The 16,826-nt window shown below is 62.4% G+C and carries 22 protein-coding genes; 4 read left to right on the plus strand and 18 right to left on the minus strand.

Annotated elements, in window-relative coordinates; genetic code table 11:
• Window position 1 precedes the first annotated feature (1 nt).
• The 9 genes from BI347_RS20820 to BI347_RS20860 form a co-directional block, all read right to left on the minus strand.
• Entirely contained in the window at window positions 2–1,783 is a 1,782-nt protein-coding gene (locus BI347_RS20820; RefSeq protein ID WP_071116975.1) for a tail fiber protein, read from the minus strand.
• A complete protein-coding gene (locus BI347_RS20825) occupies window positions 1,783–2,358 on the minus strand; it encodes a phage tail protein I (RefSeq protein WP_071116976.1) in 576 nt (191 codons plus the stop codon). The genes BI347_RS20820 and BI347_RS20825 overlap by 1 nt, the downstream gene beginning before the upstream one ends.
• Window positions 2,351–3,457: a baseplate assembly protein gene (locus BI347_RS20830; RefSeq protein WP_071116977.1), complete on the minus strand. Its 1,107-nt coding sequence runs from the start codon at window positions 3,455–3,457 to the stop codon at window positions 2,351–2,353. Before BI347_RS20830 ends, BI347_RS20825 begins: the two co-directional genes overlap by 8 nt.
• Window positions 3,454–3,801, minus strand: coding sequence for a GPW/gp25 family protein (locus tag BI347_RS20835; protein WP_071116978.1), 348 nt, complete (start codon window positions 3,799–3,801; stop codon window positions 3,454–3,456). Before BI347_RS20835 ends, BI347_RS20830 begins: the two co-directional genes overlap by 4 nt.
• A gap of 312 nt (window positions 3,802–4,113) precedes the next feature.
• Window positions 4,114–4,719, minus strand: coding sequence for a phage baseplate assembly protein V (locus tag BI347_RS20840; RefSeq protein WP_071116979.1), 606 nt, complete (start codon window positions 4,717–4,719; stop codon window positions 4,114–4,116).
• Window positions 4,716–5,891 carry a phage late control D family protein gene (locus tag BI347_RS20845; protein ID WP_071116980.1) on the minus strand — a complete coding sequence of 392 codons (1,176 nt, stop codon included), beginning with the start codon at window positions 5,889–5,891 and terminating at the stop codon, window positions 4,716–4,718. Before BI347_RS20845 ends, BI347_RS20840 begins: the two co-directional genes overlap by 4 nt.
• Window positions 5,879–6,085 (minus strand): tail protein X, encoded by a 207-nt coding sequence (locus tag BI347_RS20850; RefSeq protein ID WP_071116981.1) that lies wholly within the window; start codon window positions 6,083–6,085, stop codon window positions 5,879–5,881. The genes BI347_RS20845 and BI347_RS20850 overlap by 13 nt, the downstream gene beginning before the upstream one ends.
• Window positions 6,085–6,984, minus strand: a complete 900-nt coding sequence (locus BI347_RS20855; protein ID WP_071116982.1) for a phage tail protein — start codon at window positions 6,982–6,984, stop codon at window positions 6,085–6,087. The genes BI347_RS20850 and BI347_RS20855 overlap by 1 nt, the downstream gene beginning before the upstream one ends.
• The gene (locus tag BI347_RS20860) at window positions 6,984–9,695 is read right to left on the minus strand and encodes a phage tail tape measure protein (RefSeq protein WP_071116983.1); all 2,712 of its coding nucleotides are present in this window, start codon (window positions 9,693–9,695) and stop codon (window positions 6,984–6,986) included. Before BI347_RS20860 ends, BI347_RS20855 begins: the two co-directional genes overlap by 1 nt.
• A gap of 29 nt (window positions 9,696–9,724) precedes the next feature.
• On the opposite strand from BI347_RS20860, the gene BI347_RS20865 reads away from it, so the two are divergent.
• Complete coding sequence (locus BI347_RS20865) at window positions 9,725–9,976, plus strand: hypothetical protein (RefSeq protein ID WP_071116984.1); 252 nt, start codon at window positions 9,725–9,727, stop codon at window positions 9,974–9,976.
• A 194-nt stretch (window positions 9,977–10,170) separates the two neighbouring features.
• On the opposite strand, the gene BI347_RS20875 is transcribed toward BI347_RS20865, so the two are convergent.
• Window positions 10,171–10,434 (minus strand): phage tail assembly protein, encoded by a 264-nt coding sequence (locus tag BI347_RS20875; protein ID WP_071116985.1) that lies wholly within the window; start codon window positions 10,432–10,434, stop codon window positions 10,171–10,173.
• 164 nt (window positions 10,435–10,598) lie between these two features.
• Between BI347_RS20875 and BI347_RS23110 the strand changes: the two genes are divergently transcribed.
• Genes BI347_RS23110 through BI347_RS20890 form a run of 3 tightly spaced genes read left to right on the plus strand, consistent with a single transcriptional unit; the run spans window position 10,599 to window position 12,144 of the window.
• On the plus strand, window positions 10,599–11,123 hold the full coding sequence (locus BI347_RS23110) for a PAAR domain-containing protein (RefSeq protein ID WP_083339097.1): 525 nt from the start codon (window positions 10,599–10,601) through the stop codon (window positions 11,121–11,123).
• A gap of 2 nt (window positions 11,124–11,125) precedes the next feature.
• Window positions 11,126–11,926 carry a hypothetical protein gene (locus BI347_RS20885; RefSeq protein ID WP_071116986.1) on the plus strand — a complete coding sequence of 267 codons (801 nt, stop codon included), beginning with the start codon at window positions 11,126–11,128 and terminating at the stop codon, window positions 11,924–11,926.
• On the plus strand, window positions 11,923–12,144 hold the full coding sequence (locus BI347_RS20890; RefSeq protein WP_071116987.1) for a hypothetical protein: 222 nt from the start codon (window positions 11,923–11,925) through the stop codon (window positions 12,142–12,144). The genes BI347_RS20885 and BI347_RS20890 overlap by 4 nt, the downstream gene beginning before the upstream one ends.
• Window positions 12,145–12,212: 68 nt before the next feature.
• Here BI347_RS20890 and BI347_RS20895 read toward each other — a convergent pair whose 3' ends face one another.
• From BI347_RS20895 to BI347_RS20930, 8 genes are read right to left on the minus strand one after another with little or no spacing between them, the layout of a single operon-like run.
• On the minus strand, window positions 12,213–12,737 hold the full coding sequence (locus BI347_RS20895) for a phage major tail tube protein (protein WP_047257738.1): 525 nt from the start codon (window positions 12,735–12,737) through the stop codon (window positions 12,213–12,215).
• Between the two features lie 2 nt (window positions 12,738–12,739).
• A complete protein-coding gene (locus BI347_RS20900; RefSeq protein ID WP_071116988.1) occupies window positions 12,740–14,170 on the minus strand; it encodes a phage tail sheath subtilisin-like domain-containing protein in 1,431 nt (476 codons plus the stop codon).
• Between the two features lie 2 nt (window positions 14,171–14,172).
• Window positions 14,173–14,403 carry a hypothetical protein gene (locus BI347_RS20905; protein WP_071116989.1) on the minus strand — a complete coding sequence of 77 codons (231 nt, stop codon included), beginning with the start codon at window positions 14,401–14,403 and terminating at the stop codon, window positions 14,173–14,175.
• Complete coding sequence (locus BI347_RS20910; protein ID WP_071116990.1) at window positions 14,400–14,864, minus strand: Gp37 family protein; 465 nt, start codon at window positions 14,862–14,864, stop codon at window positions 14,400–14,402. The genes BI347_RS20905 and BI347_RS20910 overlap by 4 nt, the downstream gene beginning before the upstream one ends.
• Complete coding sequence (locus BI347_RS20915) at window positions 14,864–15,313, minus strand: gp436 family protein (RefSeq protein WP_071116991.1); 450 nt, start codon at window positions 15,311–15,313, stop codon at window positions 14,864–14,866. The genes BI347_RS20910 and BI347_RS20915 overlap by 1 nt, the downstream gene beginning before the upstream one ends.
• A gap of 1 nt (window position 15,314) precedes the next feature.
• The gene (locus BI347_RS20920; protein ID WP_071116992.1) at window positions 15,315–15,647 is read right to left on the minus strand and encodes a capsid cement protein; all 333 of its coding nucleotides are present in this window, start codon (window positions 15,645–15,647) and stop codon (window positions 15,315–15,317) included.
• On the minus strand, window positions 15,644–15,883 hold the full coding sequence (locus BI347_RS20925; protein WP_071116993.1) for a hypothetical protein: 240 nt from the start codon (window positions 15,881–15,883) through the stop codon (window positions 15,644–15,646). The genes BI347_RS20920 and BI347_RS20925 overlap by 4 nt, the downstream gene beginning before the upstream one ends.
• Before the next feature lie 10 nt (window positions 15,884–15,893).
• Window positions 15,894–16,820 carry a major capsid protein gene (locus BI347_RS20930; protein WP_071116994.1) on the minus strand — a complete coding sequence of 309 codons (927 nt, stop codon included), beginning with the start codon at window positions 16,818–16,820 and terminating at the stop codon, window positions 15,894–15,896.
• Window positions 16,821–16,826 lie beyond the last annotated feature (6 nt).

Consider the following 16,826-nt stretch of genomic DNA (forward strand, 5'->3'; position numbering starts at 1 on the left):
CTCAGACTTTGATGCAGGCCAGCAGCGCGACGTTGCGGGGCCGGGATTCGTTGCCGCCGGTGCTGTATGTCGCGTAGCGCAAATACCTGCCGCTGCCGTTCCACTCTCCCAACAATTCATTTGACGCCTGCCGCGCGCCCAAATCCAGCGGCGCGCCGCCATTGTCCACGAGGACAGTGTCCTGGCCGGCAATATTGCCTGCCGGTGTCGGGATGGCGTGATCGTGTGCCAGATTCTGAGAGGCCTGGCGGCTACCAAAACTGCGGCCGGCGACGTCCACACCGCCCCCAGCATCCCAGCCGCGGATAAACTCGCCGCGTAGATCTGGCACGCCGAATGTGGTTTTGCCATCGCCAGCGCCGAATCGCTCACCAATGGCCGCAAACAGTGCGGCGTAGGTTGCGCGCGATACATCCTGCGCGCCGTTGCAGATGATCCAGCCCGGCGGCGGCGTGTCGCGGGCGAAATAGGCAATCTGCCCAGGCGGCGCGGCGGCGGTGATGCCATCCTGCGTGGTGGCGGCATCCGCCAGCTGGCGCCACACAGTCCAGCGGCCCTGATAGCGGCAGCGGTGCCAGAATCCCCCATCGGCAAACGCCTGATAGGTGTGATAGACCATCTCGCCGGTCGCCCTCACGGTCAGTTGGCCGGCCTGTGGGCAGGGCCAATTCTTGCCCTTGATCGCATTATCGTTGGCGGGATTGTGGTAAATGCCGGTGATAGTGAGGGTGTCCAGATCTACCGCCGATGCAATGTCCGCCCGCAGTGGCAATGCATCGGCGATGCCATAACCGTCCAGCGTGGCGGCCTTGTCGGCCTTGGTGGCCAGCTTCTTGGTCAGGTTGGCCGCAAAACTGGCGTCATTGTCCAGCGCGGCCGCCAGCTCTTGCAGGGTGTCCAGGGCGCCCGGTGCGCCGGCGATGACGTTACTGATAGCCGCTTGCAGCTCGGCCTTGGTGGCGGCGTCGGTGATGCCGTATTCGGCCAGCGTGCTTTGCCGCCCGGCTTTCAGACTCTTGACCCAGGGTTTCCAGATGCCGTTTTCCAGCCGCTGCTCATACGTGTCGCCGCCCCACATCCAGTAGACCTGATTGCCCCATTGGTCGTTGAGGAAGTGGGTTAGCAGCATGCCATTGCATTTTACCGGCGCGTCGGCAACCTGCCCGACGGCATTCACGTGATATAGGCCGTTGGGGCGAATGGTTTGCAGCGAGCCGCTGGTGATGTTCTTGGCGCGGCCAGCCAGGCCAACGGCATTCAATGCCTGCGCCACCTTCAGCGGCGTCATTGCCAGGCTGTTGTCGCTGCCGGCTTCAGCCTCTGCCTGGCTGGCGATGGCGATGCCGTAACCATCCAGCGTTGACGGCCGGCCGCTGGCGATCTTGCTCCAGTCCAGTGCCGGCACGTCCGCTGCCGCCATCTGCCGGCCGCTGGTGATACGCCCCTTGGCGTCCACCGTTACCATGCCGTAGTTGCCCGCAGCTACGCCGGTATTGGCCAGCGTCATGGCGGCACTGACATTGTCGTTGCCGTCAAAGTTCACACTCCAGGCTCCATCGCCTGTCATGGCCAAGGTCCGCGAGGTTTTGAGGCGGTCGGCGTACTCGGCAGTCAACGCACCGGAGACCAGGTCGTCCACCTGCTTCTTCAGGTAGGCGGTGCGGTTGGCCAGCTGTTTGCCCTGCAGGTTGTCGATACCATCCGGCCCGGCCAGCACGGGGTCGGAGGTTTCCAGCTGATAGATGCCCGTCTCCCAGACGGGTTTTTCCTGCAAATTGGCCATCAGGCACTCCCTCGGTTGAATTGACGATTACGGTGGATGGCGCCGTTGTGGCGATTGGCTACGGCCTGGTACTCCAGGCTGGCTAGGTGGCAGCGAGCCGGCGCATACGCGGTCAGCGCGGCGCGCAGCTGGTCGGCCTGGTCGTTGGTGATCGGTCTCTGCAGTAACACGCGGTACTTGGCCCAGGCATCCGGGTCGCCATGGACATAGAAGCCATTGCGCTGGATGAAACCGTCGCGGCGCTGGCCGGATAAGCCCTCAAGCAGCGTGGCCTCGCCCATGTCCAGGCGCCGCACTACCTCGCGGACCGCCCAGGGCGTTCCCTTGTAGCGGTGCAGCTCGATAGCGCTCTTGATCAACGCGCGGCGCGCGTCGTCGGACTCGGCCAGTTCCCAGCCATCTCCGACCAGGCTGAATTGCTCGGCCAAGTGCGGCAGCGCGGAGGCGCTGACGGTGTCCGCCAGGTAGACCAGTAATGCCGAGAGATCGACATCGCTGATCCGGGCCGCCAGCTTGGCCAACACCTGGCTGCGGGCATCGCCCGCCAGCGATGGCGGCAACGGTAGGTCAGCCATTGGTGGCCTCCGTGATGGCGAGCTTGATTGCGGTGCAGCGTGCCCACTGGTGCGCGGCCAGCGCCAACCGTTGCGGGCTGGTCAGATTGACCTCGTAGACGCCGTCGACCTGTAGCGCGGCGATGACCTGGCTCGGCACGATATCCCGGCCCAGAGTTGCCGCGTTCTTGGCCGCGAAGGCTTCGGCACCGCGCTGGGCCTGTACCCGCACGTTGGCCGCATCCACCTTGCTGTACAGCTTCAGCTGTGCCTCGATGATGTAGTCCACGGCGGCCGGCGCCAGCGCCTCCACCCGGTCGGTCAACGGCCGCACCCGCTCGGACGAGCAGGTTGCCTGCACCAGCGCCAGCATCTCGGCATTGGGTAGCCCAGTGGCCAGCAACGGGTACAGTTGCACTACGCCCGGCCGAGGCGACAGCACCGCCACATCCACAATGCTTTGGTGGGCGCGCAGCGCATGGAAGCGGTACGCCTGGCTGCTACCCGCATTGGAAAACGACTCGGGCGCCAGCGTGACCCGCTCGCGCAGTCGTTCGTCCTCTTCCTCGTCGATGCCACCAGACGCGGTCGCAATATTGGCGACTCCCACATCCACATCACCCAGGTCATCCATCAAGCTGGCAATTTGCCCGCTCTGCCAGCCATTTCCGGCAGTGCCAGGCTCTTGGCATGTGGCGGCGGCATCGACCGATAAGCGGCCGGCCGGCAGGCTCACATCGTCGTCGGTGGCGAAGGTGACGGCGCCGTCGCCGCTTTCTACGCGGGTGCCGGCGGGGATCAACAAGCTGTTGGCCTGCGCCGCGTCCACAGTAAAGCGCAACGTGGTGCGGGCCGGTTGCGCCGGCAGTCGGGTCACGCCCACCAGCTGGCCCAGGTAGTCCAGCATCGGCGCGCGGGCATAGGCCACCAGGTTTTGCTTCGCTGCCTCCTGGATGCCGATGCGCACCAGGGACTCGCGGTAGGCGATTACGTCGATCAGCAGCCGCTCCACCTGGGCCGGGTACAGCGTTTTGCCCGACAGCTGCTCATACTGCGCGATGATTTCGGTGGTAATGGCGTCCGGGTCGCGGGCGATAAAGTTGGGTTCGGGCAAGGTCATAGCGGCAGCTCCGTGATGTGTTGCACGCCGTTGGCCAGACGCCAGGTCACGCGCAAGGTGATGCGCGAGCCATCAAATAGCGGTGAGACCTTGACCAGCTGGCAACGTGGTTCCCATTGCCGGATGGCCTCGACGCTCTCGCGCACCAGGTGCGGCACGGCCTGATCAACGGGGTTGTCGAGATAGAGGTGGACGTTGGAGCCGAAGTCCGGCCGCAATGGGTCGCTGCCCTTGGGCGTGGTGAGGATGATTCGGATGGCCTGGTCGATATCCGCTTCCGCCTCGACCAAGTCGGGGCGGTGCAGTGCGGGTTGCCAGTGAAGGGAGTCAGATAGCCGAGTCATGCATGCTATGGTGCCGCATGCCCCGGCCGGGGGACTTTAAAGGGGATTAATTCTAGAAAAGAATGGCCAAAGACTGATCAGCTCCGTCAAGGTAGCGATCTATTTTTTGGTGAGCTGCGATCAAAGCATGCTCTTTAGCATCCTCGCTTGAGTGGTATGAACGATCAAGCGAGAACGGTACTTCTCGGACCCCTTCGTTAGTGTGACGACCAACGAAGTAACGCACTCCCCATGAAGCATCCGCATGCCGATATCCGGCAAACCAGATCATGAACCCTCGGTACTCGATACTTTCCAAAATATGCCCTCAACTCAATGTGAATGATGGTTGGAGTTTCCTCCGGCATCCATAATAGTACCGCTGGCGCTCATATTCCCATCCACCTTCATGTCGCCGGCTACGCTGGCACCACCCCCGCCCGAGATCGCCATCCCGCCTTGCCCCACCAGTTTGCCCTTCACCAGGACATTGCCACTGAACTCGGTATCCGGTGCGTCGACGGTTACCTTGGCCCCAGCCTGCACCAGGACAGTGGCGCTTGCCTCAACCACCACTTTTTGCACGCCGGACACGATCAATACATGGCTGGCCCGGTCATACTCCAGTAGCGCGCCATCCTTGAAGCGCACCATGAACTTGTCCGGGCTGCTGGTAGGCGGCGTGTCCGCCTCGGAGTACACCGCGCCCAGGATTACGCCGTCCTCTCCGCGCGCGTCCAGCAATACCGCCACCTGTTCGCCGCTATCGTAGGTCCAGCAGGCTTTGTCGTCCTGGGTCTTGGCATACGCTATCGGCAGCCACATGGTGCGCATATTGTCGAGGTCCGGCAGGCGCACGCGGGCAAAGCCGGGCTTGCTGGCGCTGACGGTGCCAAACCTCACCGTGGCGCCGAACTCTTCCAGGGTCTCCAAGTTCATTTCTTCTTGCCCTTCTGCGGCGTGGTGCCAACCACCTGCACCTGGTTGTCCTTTATCCCGTACACCTTCAAGCCTGATGCCGGCTTCTTGCCCGCCGTTCCTTTGCCTTGCTGCACGGCCAGGGCGGCGCGCTTGACCTCCAGGTCGGTGGTGTAGCCGCCACTGCGGTCTATCCTGTGGCGCGCAGACTCCACCAGGTAACGGCCGGATAGCTTCCCGCAGTCGACCAGGTCAAAGGTGCTGCCGGCCACCAAGCGCGGCGTGCCCGGCAAGGTCAGGCTACCGGCGGTCTGCTCCAGGTTGCTCTGATCCAGCGCTGCTTGCACCTTCGCCTGGGCCGTCGCACGGGATGAGGCGCGACCCGACATCTTCAGCGAGTCGCTGCTGCTTGGGTTCTTGCCAGACTTGGCCGTCGTCGTGGTGTGGCCTGTAGCCGCCACCTCGCCATTCTTGACGCCATATACCACCAGCTTCTTGGTCTTGGGGTTGTGGTGCTTGAGCTTTGCCTCCTGGTAAATCTCCTTGATCTTGTCCCGCAGTCGGATCGATATCAGATCGCCAGGCCGCAGCGTCATCACCGGCTGGCCGTCGCGCAGGTCCGCCAGTTCGCTGAAAACCAGCTTGCTGCCAACGATCTTGAACGCGTAACCGAACTCCCGCGCCAGCCGAGTCAGGAACGCGACATCACGCTCCTGGTACTGAGTCACCCGGTCAATGCGGATGTCGCGGACTTTGCCAGTCAGCGTGAGGTGGTTGCGTTTGGCGATACGCTGGGCAATGGCCGCCAGGGTGGTGTTTTCATATGCGCGGCCGACTCGGGAGCGGACCAACTTCTTGACGCCGGTAGCCAGCGCGCGGATGGACACCGTGGTCGGTGGGAAGGCGAATTCAATCTCGTCAATTTCAAAGCCGCCACAAGGCAGCAGCGGCTCGCCGGCATAGCCGATCTTGAGCGTCAACTGGTCGCCATGGCCGGGATACCAGGCGCGAATCCAGCGGCCGTCGCTGTCCTCCAATTCCACCTCCAGCTCGTCGGACTGGCCCGACAGGTAATCGGTATAGGTAACCGACAGCACATACGGGGAGATGTCGCTGGTGATGCTGTGCTGGCCATAGGCCAGCTGAAATACCGGATGCGGCACCTTGGCCTGGGCATTGCTCATCGCATCCATAGTGGCAGCTCCTCGGCCAGATCGGCCTGCTCGATCACGGGAATGGACAGCACCAGTCCGCTCGGCAGCGTGGTGACTAAGGGGATATGGGGATTGGCGGTGATGATGCGCTCATAGGCCAGCGGATCGCCGTAATAGCGGCTGGCCAGTTGGTCCCAGCGCTCGCCCTGGGTGGTGACGTGGGTCAGAAACATCAGATGGCCCTCGTGATGACTTTGCCGGCCAGCTTGCTGATGGCTGGTGAGGCGGACTCCAGCGCGCTGCTGGCGGCGCCCAGGTAGCCGCCCGCCACATCCAGCTTGCCGGAGACGTTGCTGGCATTGGTCGATGACAGCGTGTCCTGAACACTGAGGATGGCACCCAGCGCATTGCTGCTGGCGCGGGCGATGACGGCGGCTTCCGGCAACTGGCCGCTTAGCTCGTTCAGCGAGGGCAGCATCTTCTGCAGCGGCGCTGCCGCCTGCTTCGCATTGGTCAGCAGGCCCGGCACCCGCCCCAAGGCCGCCTGTGGATTGCTGCGCAGCTGTTGGGCGAGCTGGGTCGAGTCCTGCGCCGTCTTCATCGCTGCCTGCGCCTGGTTGGCATAGGCCACCATCTGGCGGATGTTGTCGCGCACCGAGCCGGCCGCCGCCTTCAATTTGTTGGCGGCCAGGGAGGCCGTAGCAGCAACCGGCGGGGATTTGGGCTGGACAGCAGGTGGCGCCAGCGGAGCTTTCTTGTCTCCAACGAACTCGCGCAGCGTGATGTTGGCGTCCATGGCTATCAGCGTGCCAGCCTTGTCGGTCTGTTTGCTGGTGGCGGTCACATCAGTCAGGACGAACCAGCCCTTGTAATCGCCATTGCCTAGCACCAGGGCCATGGCCTGGTGCGCCGCGAGCGCGCTGCGCAGCTTCAGCAGCTCCTGCTCCGGGTCGCAGTACTGGCTATGGAAGGACAGCTGGATGCGGATTTCGTCCAGCTTGTCGCCTATGTGCTGCAGGCGTGGCTTGCCGTCGATCAGGGCATGCTCGGCATAGTCCGCGCCGAACTGCGACTCGAAGCCATCGAAATACGTGATGAGGTCAAACTGGACCTCGCCCAATAGCGCAAACATCAGTTGTATGCCCTCCGGTCCTGTTGCGCCATGATGCGGCGGATCATCTGTTCCAGCTCATGAATGGATAGTTTCAAGGTCTCTTGCAGCGCGCCCTTGGTGGCTTCCGGCGTGCCGGCCGGCAAGTGGATGACCGGGTTGAAGTGGATTGCCATCGGCTGCGGCGCCTTACCGGCCGGCACCGCGTTACCGCGCTCGCCAGCCTGCAGCCGCTGGAACGTCTCGATGCGGGTCGGCCCGACATCGCGGCCGCGCAGTTGCATCGTCTGAAGAGCCTGCGCCTGGTCCTGGATAGCCGGCGTCTGCAGCCGCGGCTTGCCCCAAGCGTTGGCGGTGGCTTTGGCCATCGCCCCGGAGGCGCGGACGGCGCCGCCGGCGCTACGGTCTATGCCGATGGCCGCGCCCTGGGCAATGTTGTCGCCAAAGCCCATGAAGACACGGCTGGGGGACTTGATGCCCAGCGTGCTGGCAAACCAGCCCTTGATGTCCTTGCCAAGACCGACGATGGCCTCTTTGGCGGCGCCGATCTTGGCCTTGATGCCATTGACCAGCCCCATCACCAGGTCTTTGCCAGCGGTCAGGAATTTGCCAGGCAGCTCACCGGCAAAGCGGATCACCGGCAACCAGAACACAATCCAGCTGGCCACCTTCATCTTCATCCACCCCCACAAGCTGGTCATGGATTGCTTGATGCCTTCCCACAGCCCGCTAAAGAAGGTTTTGATGCGGCTCCAGTTGGCGATGATCAGACGCGGGATGCCGATGATGGGGAAGATGTAGTTCAGGATCGGGTAGCGCTTGAACACTCCGTCCACCGCCGACCACACTTTGCCGAAAAACGCCTTGATCGGCTCCCAATAGCGATAGATCAGGTATGCCGCCCCCGCTATTGCCATCACGGCCAGGCCAATCGGGTTCATCATTACTGCGCGGCCCAGCCACAACACCGTGCGGCCGACAGTCAACAAACTGCTGCCGAGCAGACGCCCCAGACGCACCGCACCGCCGCCAAGTTTCCCCAGCACCGCAGTCAGCCGACCGGCACGCTCAGCGCTCATGCCGAAAAACTGCAGCAGCAGAGAGAAGCGCGACGAACCGCCAGCCAGCAATGCCTTGATCAGCGTGACGCGGGTGGAAAGTACCGTCCAGGCGGTTGCCACCGAGTTGGCCGGGGCCAGGAACATGAAGTTGCCCAGGAACTTCAGTCCGAACAGCGCAGTACGTAGAGCGACCACGCCGCCGACCATGCCAATAATGCCGCGCAGCATGCCAGGGTTCTGCTCAGCCCAGGCACCGAAACTCTTGATGACCGGCGTTAGCTCGTCCAGGGTGCTGGAAATGGACGGCAACAGGGTATTGCCTATGGTGATGGCCACGTCTGTGACTTGCGTGGAGAAGCGCTGCCAAGCTTTTTCCGCCGTCTCCACACGCTTGGCATAGTCGACGTCGATGGTGCTTGGCTTATCTTTGCTGCCCAACGCCTCCTCGCTGCCCATTTTCTGCTTGTTTTCTTTGTACTTGTCCCAGCCTTGACGCATGGAAAGCAGGTGGTTGATGGTCTGGATGTCTTGGAACACCTCGTTCAGGCCGAACGATTCCATCAACTTGCGCTGGGCCTCCTGGTCGCCCTTGGCGCCTGCGGCCTTCCACTGCTTCATGAAGCCGTCGCCCTTGCCTTTGATGAAGTTGTTGGCAATCTCCAGAGACGCCTCATAGCTAGAGAAGCCGCCAGCCACCAGGTTCTGCATGCTGCCCTGGTAATCGACGCCGGCCTTCTTGTAAGCGTCTATGGTCGGCTTGGCATTCATGTGTGACAGCCAGTTGCGCAGGTTGGTCACGGCTTCGTCGCCTGATCCGGCTCCCTCGCGGCCAACCTCCAGGCTGGCCACGATCTGAGTAACCGCCTGCTGCCCCTTGATGCCTTTGGCCGCAAACGCGGCAGTCATCTCGGGCAGCGCCTTCGCCATGTCCTTCAGTTCGAAACGGCCCAGCTTGCCACCATACGCCGCGCGGTTGAATGCCTCCTTCAGCCCGTCCTCGGTCTTGATGCCCAGCGTTTCGGTGAAGCTGTACACCATGCTTGCCACGTCCTTCATGTCGGCATTGGTGGCGGTGGAGACGCGGCCAAGCAGTTTGGAGCGCTTGCCGGCCTCCTGGGCGTCCATGCCGGCCGCGACCAAGGTACCCACACCGTCCAGGATCGCAGCGTGCCCCTGATTGGTGGTAAGTGCCGCCTGGCGAATTGCTGCGCCGACCTGCAGCTCTTGCTGCTTGGTCAGGTTGCCGGTGATGGTGATGTCGCGCAGGCCGGCCTCGAACTTTGCAGCCTGCTTCGCCGAGCCGAAGATAGGCGCTCCTACCGCCACGGCGGTGGCCGCGCTTTCCTTCATCCCGGACCAGCTTTCTTGCCGTGCCGCCTTCAATTCGCCACCACGAGCCATGCTGGCGGCCAGCTTTTCCTGCTTCAGCCGCAGCGCGTCCACCGCTCGGCCCAGCCTCTCATAATCACGGTTCAATGCAGCCAGGCTGCCGTCGCTCAGGGTGCCCATGGCGCGCTTCATCGCCTGGCCCAGGGCATCCTGTTGGCCTTTGAGCTGTTTGGTTGTGGCGTCCAGCACTTCCATTGAGCGCTTGGCGCCTGCGAAAGCGGCCAGGTAGGAGCCTTGCAGCACCGCGCCAATTGCTACACTGACCAGCATGTTGTTCGCCATCTGAAACCGTCCTCGCTATACTGCGGCCTATGAAAACCGATACCCGTGACATCGGCGAAACCACCGCTGAAATTGTCCAACTTGTTGGCGCTGTCATCGCCTGCATGATTGCCGTTTGGTGGGCATGGTCGCTGTCTGACGGAAATCTGCTCGGCTTTGTTTTGCTGTTGCTACTGGCCGCGCTATTCATTGCGCCCCTTGTCGCATGGGGACTACCAGTAGTCGCACTGATTTTCGGCATCTTCGCCCGAGCGATGCGTCCTGGACGCTCCCAGCGATAACCCGGTTTTTGCCAGACAGGCCGCCGATCCTCCGGCGGCCTTTTGTTTGCCGACTTCACGAAAAAGCCTGCTGCAAGCGGGCCTGCCGGCGTTTAAGTTCGCGCTCTGCCTCGCCCATCCACCGCCAGTAGTCCTCCATATCCAGGCCGTCGATTTCCGAGGGCTGTATTTGCAGCACAGTCAGCAGGAACGCATCAAGCTCGCCCAGGCTCTTCTCCGATGCCCACCATCTCGCGAAATCGGTCTGCCAACACCTTGCTATCCGCAATGTCCAACTGGTCGATATCCTCCAGCGTCAAACTGGTCATGCGGGAAAACAAGAAGTCCTCCTGGTCAGCGTCATCTTTGCTGTAGCGGCTGGCCGCTTTAAGGTCGGCCCGCTTCAAGCGGGACACGGTCAGGGTTTCGATACGTTGGCCGGCAGCGTTGGTGAACGGGTATTGCAGCTTGATTTCCATCTGACATCCTTCGTGTGGATTGAACGGTTACTACGCGATGGATTGTCGTCGGAGTGAGCTGGGATAGCCGTTAAACGGCTTTAAAGAAAGGCATTTGCACATATAGCCAGGAGAAAGCGTCAAGCAGCTATGCTAATGTGCGCGCTTTGCCTGATTTTGCAGCTATGAAACCCGTTATTCGATTGGGCGACCCCACCAGCCACGGCGGCAGGGTGGTCAGCGCTTCCAGTACCACCACCATGTTCGGCAAGGCTGTCGCCGTGGTAGGCGACTCTGTCACTTGCCCGAAGCAAGGCCACGTCAACTGCACCATCGTGGAAGGCGATCCGTCTTGGACAATCGATGGAAAAGGCATCGCGCTGGACGGCCACAAGGTCAGCTGTGGTGCAACGCTGATTTCCACCCTCAGTAATGTGACGCGCAGCTATGAGGGTAGCGGCGTGGCCAGCACTGGAGGCGGCGCAGCCGCCGACCAGGCGATGGCCATCGGCAAACCTCACCCGCCGGAGGCATTCAACCAGCACTTTCAGGTTGTTGACCAGGATGGCCAGCCACTGACCGATCTGCCCGTCCATCTGGAAATGCCCGATGGCACGATCTCAGCCGTTACCACTTCCGCCGCCGGCAAGACCGAGATTATTGGCGGCCAGGCCGCGCAAAAGATTGTCCTGCATCTGTTCAAGGAGTAAGCGTGGACGCAGTAGACCAAATCGTCGCCAAGCTCACACACAAGAGCGACACCCAGCCTCACGTCGTCAAGATGAAGGTGTTCTGGAAAACCACCCGCAAATGGACGGACAGCGATATTGCGGACTTCCAGAGCAGCGTGCCGGCCATCGTGGAAATTCTGCGCAACGAGCAGTACTGGACCAAGGATGGCGCTGTGGCTCAGGACAGGTTTACCTGTGAGGACTTCGCCATCCGGGTGTTGGCGCAGTATGCCGCGTCCAAGGGCCTGCCGGTGAAGCTAAAGACCGATGTACGCACCTATCGCAACATGGAGCTGTATAAGGCTGACGAGCATGATCGCTACGTCAGCGACATGTGGGGCTTCGCGGAAATGGCCATGCTGACCTACGGCGCACCGGACATGCAGAGGGTCGGGGTCAATACCGTTAAGGTGAGCGTGGCTGAAGCGTTGCGACCTGGTGATATCCTGGCACTGGCTCACGATGCCAAAGGCGCAGTAAACGGCGGCCGCGCTCACCACATCCAAGTGGTATCTGCCGTAAATCCAGCTTCCATCCATATATATCAGGGCAACTCAAACAACACTATCCACTGGCCTATGACGTGGATTTACCGCGCCGTAGGCAAGAACATTGCCGACCCACAGCAAACCGCCTATGGTGGCCTCCCGGTTGAAACCGGGGAGTACACCAGGGCAAAATCAGGCTGGGATTACAGGAACTTCAAGACGGGAAACCGCAGCAGCGATGCCCTGAAAGCCTTTGAGCTTTACCGCTGGAACTTTATGGAATTCAACAAATGAAAGACTTTGCCTTGCTGTTCTTCACCAAGTGGGGGCTACTGAATGATACGACCTGGATGGGTATTTTCAATCTGCTGGTCATCCCCTTGTTTGCCCTGGGAATGATGAAGCGGGTCTGGACATCGAAGGCCTACCGGATCGCCGTACTCGCACTATTTGCTGTCTGCATTGTTTGCAGCTTCGCTGGCTTCTATTTCGTTGCTCAGCCTCCGGCCTGAGCTGGCAATCCGCCCAAGTGAAATGAAGAAAGGCCCGCAAAGCGGGCCTTTCTCATGTGGTGCAGCGGTCAGCCACCGATGTTGCTCCGGTAGACGGACAGCATGTCCTCGCCTCCCACCCGGAAGATGTTCGCCAGGTAGTCCAGCTCCAGCACCTCCTCGCCGTCGATCACCTGCTTGATGTAGGTGGCGGCGAAGGCCGAGCTGAATTCGGCATTCTCATGCTGCTTGAAGGTGCCCAGCGGGTTCTTCTTGAACATCACGGTCAGGTAGGTCACCAGACTGACCTCCTGCAGGCGGCCCTGGGCACCGTAGGTTTCAATGCTGGACCGGCATTGCAGCTGTGCTGCCTTGAACGGATTGGCCATCGTCTTGGCCACGTCCTTGTACAACGAGTTCCACTTGATCTCGCCTTCCAGCTTGTCGAAGCCGGCCGGCAGCTCAATCTTGCCGACCATGCCCAGCGCCTTGTGTTCCTGCATGATGGCCGACACGTCCGGCAGCTTCACCTCGTCGGCCCGGCCGAGAAGCGAGGCGCCGTTGACATAGATGTTGGCGTTGGTGATGCGGTTGATTTCAATTTTGCCCGCCATGGTCAGTTACCCCCCTTCAGGCTCAGCAGGTATTCCGAGGTGATCTCGGTTTCAAAGGTCAGGCGCTCCAGCGGCGGCGGCACCGTGTACTTGTAGCTGATCAGCAAATGGCCGTTGGCCAGCTCGGTCTGCTCGTTGCGTGCCGGGTCGAACCAGGCTTTGAAGCCCAGCAAGGCGCCGTCGCCGATCAGCTTGCGGCCGTAGCCGTTTACCGACTCCACCAGTGCGTCGATGGTGGCCTGGTTGAGCGGCATGTCGATGAACTGCTGGCTGAAGTAGCGGATCGACTCGTTGATCACGTCGCCGGTACGGCGCACGTTTTCAAAGTTGCGCATGTGGCTGACGGTGGGCCAGGCTGCGGTACGGTTGCCCCATAGACGGTAGCCGGACCCATAGCTGGAAAACACCGTGGTGATGCCTTGTTCGTTGAGCAAGTTCACCTCGGACTGCGGGTCGTCGATCATTGCCGACAGCTGCCGTTCCACCCCGGTGATTCCAGCCAGCTCCTGGTTGGAGCTGGACCACCAGAACCCCTTATCGATGTCCACCTTGGCGCGCAGGCCGGCGGCGCGTGCCGACAGCGGCTCCAGTCGTTCCGCGTTCGTGATCGGGTCGTACACCTTGACGTGCGGATAGCACAGGCGCGCGCGGTCGCTGGAGGTGTTGAAGTTGATGGTGCCGGCCGGGCCTCGGCCGGCCAGCGCCTGGGCGTAAGTGGTGCCAATCGGCGCATCCAGGTACGCCACGGCACCGAGCTGGCCAGCCATGGCGATCAACTCGGCGGCCACCGAGTTCTGCGTGCAGAAGGCCGGCGCGATCAGGATTTTGGCGAAGAAGCCAAACAGGTTGTACGTATCCTTCAACGCTTTCAACCCCGTGCGAACACCGGCCGCATTGATGGTGCCGAGGATGTCGGCCAGCGTCACCTTGGCCGGGTCGGCGTAGTCATAGGCCGCCTTGAGGCTGGCAGCCACCGCGATCTTGCCCCCTTTGACGCGCAGCACCTCGCCGGTCATGGCGTTAACGGTGTAGTCGGCGCCTTCGGCATAGGTGGCGTTGCCATCCGCGCTTCTCAGCACCAGGTTGCTGATGGCGCCGCGCGCCAGCATTGCCCGGTCGGTGGCCTTGTCCAGGGTAACGTTCTCGCCAGCAGCGCTGCTTTTGTGAATCGCCGGGTCCAGCACATTGATCACAATGACAGTGCCGGCGCCGTGGTCGTAAATCGCGTCCAGCGCCTGGGGGATGGTGAAGCCCGGCAGCTGCGGACCGAAACCGGCGGCATCCTTCTCCGACAAGCTCAGTACCGGCGTATTGATGGCGCCAACCGGAGCCGTGCCAATCAGCCCGATCACCGCCGACTTGACGGTACGCACCGGGCGCGGGCCGCGCTCGACCTCAATCGTTTCCACTCCATGCAGATAGTTTGCAGCCATGCTTAGGCTCCCTTGCCTACGGTTTCATCACTGGGGGTGCTGCGCGAGGCAGTCCGTCCCGGTCTGGCCTGGCCATCCACTGCCACCAGGTAGTCCAGCGCCTGAAGCGTCTGGGTGTATTCGTTGCTTTCCGGCAGGTCCACCTCGCAGCCGGGGTAGAACATCACCTCGCGGGCGGCGCCGTCGACTTGCAGGGTGACCCCGCTTACGGGACCGGAATACAGGTATTTCATGGTTGTTCCTCATGATTGACTTGGGTGAGCCGAGGGTCGGCGTCAGAGTCAGCATCCTCAATCTGCATGGCCTGGGCGGTGAAGTCGGCGGCGTATTGCCACAGGCCTGCGGATTGCCCCAGGAAGCGCTCGCCCGCGGCCTGCAGCTTGCGGCAATCCGGCAGCCGGTAACCCACCAGCGCGCGGCGGACGTCGTCCAGCACCGCCACCGCGCCTGTGCGGCCATTCAGCTGCCGCAGCACCACTGTCACCGACAGCTTGAGCGTGCGCGGCTGAACCACCGCGCCGGCATCCACCGGGGCGCCAAACTGGCTGCTCAGGTAGCTGACCAGCAGCGCGCCGGCCGGGTGATTGAGCCGATACTCGGCCGGCCGCTCCGGGAAGTACTCGACCAGTAGACCGGGCAGCCTGGCCTGCAGCCGCGCCACTAGGGCGTCGATGATCTCGACGGTGGAGCCCATCAGCGGTAACGCTCCAGCATCGATGCGCTGAACAGCTGCCGCCGCGCCCGGACCTTCACCTCGCCCGGCTCCGGCGCGGCTTCTCCGGTGGGCAAGCCTATGGTCAGCTTGCCGTCGCGGATGGATTCCAGGATCTGCAGCGCCGCCTTGTAGGTGCGGGTGACAGCATCCGGCAGCTCGTTCCCCTCCGGCCGCCGCGCATACAGCCAATGCCGCGCCAGGTTAACGGTGTTGTCCTTGATCACCGATGGCACCGTGGCCAGCGGCAGCACATAGCGGCCGCGCAGATGCGCATCCACCAGCTCCTCGGCCTGGCGCACCGCTTCCTCCACCACGGCCAGGTTCGGCTCCGGCGCCATGTGGTAGTCGGTGGGGGCGTCGTTGGTGAGCTGAACCAGCGTGGCCTGGGGGATGGCCAGCTGCAGGTCGGCCAGGGTGCAGTAGCGCATGTCAGATGCCCCGCAAGATGCGGATCACGTCGCCAGCCGCGGAGGCGGCGTCCAGGGCGATGCCGCTGGCCTGGCCGGCCGCCTTGGCCACAGCCTGGCCAGCGGCGTTCGACTGCACGTCTGCGCCGGCCGCAATGGCGCCGCCAGCCTCCACCAGGATGGCGCCCAGCACGTTGGCCGGCGCCATGTTGTCGGCCTCGGTGTCCACCTCCACCACGCCCAGCGCCTTGGCGCCGTCGCCGCAGGTCTTGCCGTCTAGGCCGACAAAGCGGCGCGCCTGCAGGTCAGCCGCGGCCAGCACCGACAGGGTCAAAACCACGTTCTGTCCTCTCATTTGCCTTCTCCTTTCTTGCCCGCTTTGGCGGTGTCGCCTGCAGGCAGCGTGTCTTCGCCCTCGGTGTTGGCCTGCTGGTCGGTATTGCTATCGGCCTTCTGCCCGCTGGCCAGGGTGGTTTTTACCTCCACCAGCCAGGGAGACGACTGTGGTTCGTCCAACTCGATGGTCTGGCCTTCCGCCAACAGTTCTCCGTCGTGCTGCAGGGCGATGCCCTGAATGCGATAGATCGGCATATGCCCTCCGTCACGCCACGTCGGCGATCAGATAGCCGGCATCGGCGCCGACCACCACCAGCTTGTAGATATCGGTGTGCCGGACGTAACGCACCTTGCCGCCTTCGCCGTCGTACTTATCGGTTTCCGGCATGTTGCGCTTGCGCAGGGTGTAGCCGAAGGACGGGATGTCGGCGTCGCCATCGGTGCCGGCTGCGGGCTTGGCCACGTAGGCCAGCACCACGTTGTCGCCCCAGATATCGCCCGTCGCGCTGCGGCCGTCCGATGCCAGCGCTTCGCCGATAAAGATGTCCTCGACACCCCACAGCGCCTTCAAATGCTCCAGCGTGATCAGCTTGCGCTCTTGAGTGCCGAGGGCCGCAGCCAGCCCCTTGTGGAATTTCAACGTGGCGTAGGTGGCAGCGCCGATGACGCCAGTATTGGGGCGCATGCCGGTGCGTTGGCGGATGACTTCCTTGCCGTCTTCCACGTCCTTGATCGGGTCGCCGCCGCTGTTTGCCCATTTGCTGGAGCCGGACAGCGCCACCTTGGCGCCGGGCAGATAGGTCTTGGGGTTTTGCGCCAGGATGGCGGCGGCCACTTCGCGCCGCAGGTCGATAGCGTCTTTGACCCGCTTGGCGGCCTTGGCCTCTTCGTTGAACATCGATTCGGCTTGCTCGCGATAGTCCACCGGATAGGACAGGTCATGCTCGCGCAGTACCACGTCCAGGGTGTTCGGGTCGTCGGCGATCATCACATTGGTGCGGCCGCGGATGGCGCGTTCGGTTTCCCACAGCATGAAGGCTTCTTTGCCGAACAGCGGGATGATGCCGGCCTCCTTGTCCATCGGCGCAATTGGAAACAAGCTCTCGCCAATGTATTGCGCGTTGCGGTAGCCGCGCGCCAGGCTGGTCAGTACCGGGTCGACCACCCGGAGTTTCTTCAAACGGTCGCTCATGGCGGC

This window comes from Chromobacterium sphagni, from assembly GCF_001855575.1.
Taxonomy (GTDB): domain Bacteria; phylum Pseudomonadota; class Gammaproteobacteria; order Burkholderiales; family Chromobacteriaceae; genus Chromobacterium; species Chromobacterium sphagni.

Coding starts and splice junctions, on each gene's coding strand:
- BI347_RS20820 (WP_071116975.1), bottom strand. CDS start 1,783: ATGGCCAATTTGCAGGAAAAACCCGTCTGGGAGACGGGCATCTATCAG.
- BI347_RS20825 (WP_071116976.1), bottom strand. CDS start 2,358: ATGGCTGACCTACCGTTGCCGCCATCGCTGGCGGGCGATGCCCGCAGC.
- BI347_RS20830 (WP_071116977.1), bottom strand. CDS start 3,457: ATGACCTTGCCCGAACCCAACTTTATCGCCCGCGACCCGGACGCCATT.
- BI347_RS20835 (WP_071116978.1), bottom strand. CDS start 3,801: ATGACTCGGCTATCTGACTCCCTTCACTGGCAACCCGCACTGCACCGC.
- BI347_RS20840 (WP_071116979.1), bottom strand. CDS start 4,719: ATGAACTTGGAGACCCTGGAAGAGTTCGGCGCCACGGTGAGGTTTGGC.
- BI347_RS20845 (WP_071116980.1), bottom strand. CDS start 5,891: ATGGATGCGATGAGCAATGCCCAGGCCAAGGTGCCGCATCCGGTATTT.
- BI347_RS20850 (WP_071116981.1), bottom strand. CDS start 6,085: ATGTTTCTGACCCACGTCACCACCCAGGGCGAGCGCTGGGACCAACTG.
- BI347_RS20855 (WP_071116982.1), bottom strand. CDS start 6,984: ATGTTTGCGCTATTGGGCGAGGTCCAGTTTGACCTCATCACGTATTTC.
- BI347_RS20860 (WP_071116983.1), bottom strand. CDS start 9,695: ATGGCGAACAACATGCTGGTCAGTGTAGCAATTGGCGCGGTGCTGCAA.
- BI347_RS20865 (WP_071116984.1), top strand. CDS start 9,725: ATGAAAACCGATACCCGTGACATCGGCGAAACCACCGCTGAAATTGTC.
- BI347_RS20875 (WP_071116985.1), bottom strand. CDS start 10,434: ATGGAAATCAAGCTGCAATACCCGTTCACCAACGCTGCCGGCCAACGT.
- BI347_RS23110 (WP_083339097.1), top strand. CDS start 10,599: ATGAAACCCGTTATTCGATTGGGCGACCCCACCAGCCACGGCGGCAGG.
- BI347_RS20890 (WP_071116987.1), top strand. CDS start 11,923: ATGAAAGACTTTGCCTTGCTGTTCTTCACCAAGTGGGGGCTACTGAAT.
- BI347_RS20895 (WP_047257738.1), bottom strand. CDS start 12,737: ATGGCGGGCAAAATTGAAATCAACCGCATCACCAACGCCAACATCTAT.
- BI347_RS20900 (WP_071116988.1), bottom strand. CDS start 14,170: ATGGCTGCAAACTATCTGCATGGAGTGGAAACGATTGAGGTCGAGCGC.
- BI347_RS20905 (WP_071116989.1), bottom strand. CDS start 14,403: ATGAAATACCTGTATTCCGGTCCCGTAAGCGGGGTCACCCTGCAAGTC.
- BI347_RS20910 (WP_071116990.1), bottom strand. CDS start 14,864: ATGGGCTCCACCGTCGAGATCATCGACGCCCTAGTGGCGCGGCTGCAG.
- BI347_RS20915 (WP_071116991.1), bottom strand. CDS start 15,313: ATGCGCTACTGCACCCTGGCCGACCTGCAGCTGGCCATCCCCCAGGCC.
- BI347_RS20920 (WP_071116992.1), bottom strand. CDS start 15,647: ATGAGAGGACAGAACGTGGTTTTGACCCTGTCGGTGCTGGCCGCGGCT.
- BI347_RS20925 (WP_071116993.1), bottom strand. CDS start 15,883: ATGCCGATCTATCGCATTCAGGGCATCGCCCTGCAGCACGACGGAGAA.
- BI347_RS20930 (WP_071116994.1), bottom strand. CDS start 16,820: ATGAGCGACCGTTTGAAGAAACTCCGGGTGGTCGACCCGGTACTGACC.